This window comes from Streptomyces sp. NPDC060198 (genome assembly GCF_042728415.1).
In the GTDB taxonomy this organism is placed as follows: domain Bacteria; phylum Actinomycetota; class Actinomycetes; order Streptomycetales; family Streptomycetaceae; genus Streptomyces.
The window spans coordinates 1-4,028 of record NZ_JBHWZJ010000513.1; the positions used below are offsets into that span (position 1 = coordinate 1).

General features: G+C 72.9%; 6 protein-coding genes. 5 read left to right on the forward strand and 1 reads right to left on the reverse strand.

From position 1 onward, the window contains the following. The first annotated feature begins 202 nt into the window (after positions 1-202). On the forward strand, positions 203-604 hold the full coding sequence (locus ACFWEP_RS32615; protein WP_387375607.1) for a hypothetical protein: 402 nt from the start codon (positions 203-205) through the stop codon (positions 602-604). 23 nt (positions 605-627) lie between these two features. Here ACFWEP_RS32615 and ACFWEP_RS32620 read toward each other — a convergent pair whose 3' ends face one another. After that, positions 628-1,302 (reverse strand): FadR/GntR family transcriptional regulator, encoded by a 675-nt coding sequence (locus ACFWEP_RS32620; RefSeq protein ID WP_387375609.1) that lies wholly within the window; start codon positions 1,300-1,302, stop codon positions 628-630. Between the two features lie 218 nt (positions 1,303-1,520). Between ACFWEP_RS32620 and ACFWEP_RS32625 the strand changes: the two genes are divergently transcribed. From ACFWEP_RS32625 to ACFWEP_RS32640, 4 genes are all read left to right on the forward strand, one after another. Beyond that, positions 1,521-2,840, forward strand: a complete 1,320-nt coding sequence (locus ACFWEP_RS32625; RefSeq protein ID WP_387375610.1) for a CynX/NimT family MFS transporter — start codon at positions 1,521-1,523, stop codon at positions 2,838-2,840. A 17-nt stretch (positions 2,841-2,857) separates the two neighbouring features. Further along, positions 2,858-2,974 (forward strand): SGM_5486 family transporter-associated protein, encoded by a 117-nt coding sequence (locus ACFWEP_RS32630; protein WP_328722459.1) that lies wholly within the window; start codon positions 2,858-2,860, stop codon positions 2,972-2,974. Between the two features lie 173 nt (positions 2,975-3,147). Continuing rightward, on the forward strand, positions 3,148-3,354 hold the full coding sequence (locus ACFWEP_RS32635) for a hypothetical protein (RefSeq protein ID WP_387375612.1): 207 nt from the start codon (positions 3,148-3,150) through the stop codon (positions 3,352-3,354). Between the two features lie 101 nt (positions 3,355-3,455). Beyond that, the gene (locus ACFWEP_RS32640) at positions 3,456-3,974 is read left to right on the forward strand and encodes a SixA phosphatase family protein (RefSeq protein WP_387375614.1); all 519 of its coding nucleotides are present in this window, start codon (positions 3,456-3,458) and stop codon (positions 3,972-3,974) included. Positions 3,975-4,028 lie beyond the last annotated feature (54 nt).

Below are 4,028 nucleotides of genomic sequence, written 5' to 3' on the forward strand. Positions count from 1 at the left end.
CCCCGCATCCGGATCTCCTCCGGCGGGGTGCGCGGCCGACGTGCGTCCCGGCCCCGGCGGAGCGGGCCCGGCGGAGGGAAGCTTGCCGGGGGGCCGAGGCCGTCGGCGCCGGGCCCGTACCGCCCCGGGTCGTAAAGACCGGCGATCCACCGCAGAATGTGGAGGAACCGGACTCTGGTCAGGCTGCGGGGAGGAGATTGCCGTGCGTCCCACCCGTCGCCGCACCTGGGTACTGCTCGTCTCCACGGCAGCCGTCGCCGCGCTCATGGTCCCCGCCGGGATCTACGCCGCCGGGTCGGGCGGAGCCGCCGACTCCGGCACCCGCGCGCCGCGCGCGCCGTCCCCGGAACCCGCCGGTTCCGAGTGCCGCACCACGGTCGAGGGCTCCCTGGTGATCTCCTACTGCCACAATCCGTACCCCTCCCTCGACGTCGTCCGGCTGCACACGGAGTGCGCCCGGTGGTGGGACGTGGACGGCGACGGCGCGGCGGTGGCCGTCGGGCCGGGGCATACGGTCCGGCTGCAGGACCGCTGCTGGAAAGAGGTGGCCGCGGCCTGGGTCACCCACAGCGTGAACGACGGCCGCGGCGCGGACGAGGGCTGATCCCGTTGCCCGCGGGGCGCCCCTCAGCCCCGCTCCGGCGGGCAGTGCAGCGCGTGGCCCCCCGCTTCCTCGGCCGCCGTGCGCGCGTCACCCTCGCGGATCGCCTCGACCAGGCGCCCGTGGTCCATGAGGTTCTCCGGCCGCAGCTCGGGATCCACGTCACCGCGCAGATAGTCGCGCAGGACGTCTCCCAGGTCGGCGTAGATCCCGGTCAGCACGTCGTTGTGTGCGGCGGCCACGATCGCCAGGTGCAAGGTGGCGTCCGCCGCGACGAACGCCTCCGCGTCCCCCGCCGCCCAGCTCTCCTCGCGCCGCGCCATCAGGGCATCCATCTGCTTGAGGTCCCGGTCGGTTCGCCGCCCGGCCGCCAGCCGCGCCGCCGACGACTCCAGTACGGACCGGAGTTCGGCCACGTGGCGCGCATCGGCGGTCGCGAAGCGGCGCTGCATCACCCCGGCCAGCTCGCTGGTGGCCACCACGTACGTCCCCGAGCCCTGGCGGATGTCCAGCAGGCCGTTGTGGGCGAGGGCGCGCACCGCTTCGCGGACCGTGTTGCGGGCCACCCCGAGCTGCTCGACCAGCTCGGGTTCGGTGGGGATGCGCGAGCCGACGGGCCACTCGCCCGAGGTGATCTGGTTCCTCAGCTGGGCAATCACCTGGTCGGCGAGTGCCGAACGCCGGGGGGACGTCAGCGCCATGAGACTCCTTGTTCCGCGTTCCGCAGTGCTCCGCAACGTTCCGCGCCCCGGTGGGCCCGTGAACCTCCCGGTGGCCGGGCGCGGCGAGGCGTGGTCCGGATTCTGTCAGCAGAGCCCGGGGCGTCCGACCCCCGGGAGCCCGTCGCCGGGGCGTCCGAGCCCCGGGAGCACGTCGCCGGGGTGGACAATGAATCATCCCATGATTCTATGATGGCGCCATGCTGGAAGACGTTACCGAGACACCCGGCCCGGCCGCCACGACCCAGGCGCGGGCGACCGGACCGACCGCCCCGAAGCCCGAAAGCCCCACCGAGGGCCCCGCCGCGGGAATCTCCCCGTGGCTGCCGCGCCTGCTCGCCGCCGGTCTCGTCCTGGCCGCGCTCAACCTCCGCCCGGCCATCACCAGCCTGGGCTCCCTCCTCGAGGAGGTGCGCGACGGGCTCCACATGAGCGGCGGAGTCGCCGGCGCCCTCACCTCGGTGCCGCAGCTCTGCTTCGCGGTGTTCGGGATCACCGCCCCACGCCTCGCCCGCAGGTTCGGCCCCGCGACGGTCGTCCTCGCGGGCATGGTCGCGATCGCCGCGGGCCTGCTGATCCGCCCCTTCACCGGCTCCACCGCCGGATTCCTGGTCGCCAGCACGCTCGCGCTGATGGGCATCGCGGTCGGCAACGTCCTGATGCCGGTCATCGTCAAGCGCTGGTTCCCGGACCGCGTCGGACCGATGACGGGCCTCTACTCGATGGCCCTCTCGCTGGGCACCGCCCTGGCGGCGGCGGCCACCGTCCCGGTGACGGACGCGCTCGGGGGCAGCTGGCGGACCGGACTCGCCGTCTGGGCCGCGCTCGGCGTCCTCGCCGTGCTGGTCTGGATCCCGTTGGTGCGCAGGGGCAACGGCACCGCCCCGGAGGGCGCGGGAGCCGGAGCGGCGCCCGCCGGCCCGCAGCCGCTTCCTGCGGGTTTCCGGATCGGCCGCAGCTCGACCGCATGGGCCCTCGCCTGTTTCTTCGGACTCCAGTCCACCGCCGCGTACATCACCATGGGCTGGATGCCGCAGATCTTCCGGGACGCGGGCATCTCGGCGAGCACCGCGGGCGTTCTGCTCGCGGTCACCATGGTCATGGGTGTGCCGCTCGCCTTCGTCATCCCCCGGGTCGCCGCGGGGATGCGTACACAGGGACCCATCGTCCTCTTCCTCGGGATCTGCGGCCTGGCCGGCTATGCGGGCCTCTACCTCGCTCCGGCGGGCGGCGCCTGGGTCTGGGCGGTTCTGCTCGGCGTCTCCAACTGCGCCTTCCCGCTCGCCCTCACCATGATCGGCCTGCGGGCCCGCACCGGCTGGGGCGTCGCCCGGCTCTCGGTGTTCGCCCAGTCCACCGGCTACCTGATCTCGATCCCGGGTCCGCTGCTGGTCGGCGTGCTCAACGAGCACAGCGGCGGCTGGGGACTGCCCATCGCCTTCATGGCGGCGCTGATGGTTCCGCAGATCGTGGCGGGTGTACTCGCCGGACGGGACCGGACGATCGACGGCCGCGGGTGAGATGCGAGACTTGCCCCATGCCAGTGCTCGATCCGAATCCCCAGAACGGCCAGAAGAAGCTTCTCCTCGTCCTCGGGGCCATGCTTCTCATCACTGTGATCATCGGAGTCATCGCCTCGGTCTTCTCCCCCTGACGGTCTTCTCCCTCCGGCACCGGTCGGCGCGTGGACCGCGGCGATGGTGGGGACAGCCCCACCATCCCCTAGGGGGCCAGGTTCAGGGTCGAGTGGGTGGGTCACCGGATGGGCGCGCCGTCCGCTCTTTTGTAGGTTCTGGGTAAAGGAACCCACGACCCCAGGAGGCGGACATGCCGGCCCGTACGAACCCCCGGCGCGCGCGCGGGCCGGCCGCCGGGGCGCCGGTGCGGCTGCCCTGGTGGGCCGTGGCGCTGCCGGTGCTCGCGTTCGCCGCACTGCTGCTCGTGATGGCCGGCCCGGAGCAGGCGCACGCCGCGTCCACCGACCCCGGTTTCGGCCGGTTCGTCGAGCGGGCGCTCGATCAGTTGTCCTACTGAACGGTCGGCCCGGCTACTCCCGGGCCCTCCCCGTCACCCCTGGCGGTCGAGCCCGTCAACACCCTGCGCCCGGGGCCGCGATTCGTGCGAAGCTGAACGACATGAGCGTCGACACACCTCGCAGGATCGTTCTTCTCCGGCACGCGAAGGCGGAATGGTCGCAAGCGTCCGACCACGAGCGACCGCTGGCCGAGCGCGGGCGCAAGGACGCGCCCGTGGCCGGGCGCAAGCTCGCCGGCTCCGGCATCGACTTCGACCTCGCCCTGTGCTCGACCGCCGTCAGGACGCGGGAGACCTGGAAGCTGGCGGTCCACGAGTTCGAGCAGCGCCCCAGGACCGTGTACGAGGAGCGGCTGTACGAAGCCTCACTCGGCGAACTCATCGCCCTCTTCAACGAGACTCCCGACGAGGTGCGCAACCTGCTCGTCATCGGCCACAACCCCGGGATGCACGGCGCGGCGGACGCCCTCGCGGGCTCGGCCGAAGGCGACGCGCTCACCCGGATGACCAGGGACGGGTTCCCGACCGCCGCCTTCGCCGTCCTGGAGTTCCCCGGAACCTGGAAGAGCGTCGAACTCGGAGCCGGCCGGCTCACCGACTACTGGACGCCCATCGACTGACCGGTCCCAGCCGGTCCCACCTCCCCACGACGGGGCCCCGGCACGCCGCACGCG